This window comes from Streptomyces sp. a15 (assembly GCF_059026085.1).
On record NZ_JBWLKM010000332.1, the window covers coordinates 1 to 212 of the forward strand.

Genomic DNA, 212 nt, shown 5'->3' on the forward strand with positions numbered 1-212 from the left:
GCGTACGGGTAGCCCAGCACGCGCGCGGAGTCCTTGATGGCGTTCTTCGCCTTGATCTTGCCGTAGGTGCCGATCATGGCGACCTTGTCGGCGCCGTACTTCTCCGTCACGTACCTGATCACCTCGACGCGCCGACGCTCGTCGAAGTCGATGTCGACGTCGGGCATGGAGACGCGCTCGGGGTTGAGGAACCGCTCGAAGATCAGGCCGTG

Annotated in this window: 1 protein-coding gene; it reads right to left on the minus strand. The window is 64.2% G+C overall.

Annotated features, from left to right (window positions below):
• Positions 1-212, minus strand: a 212-nt coding sequence (locus AC5P09_RS52355; RefSeq protein ID WP_493880679.1) for a hypothetical protein, incomplete at both ends; no start/stop codon positions are given.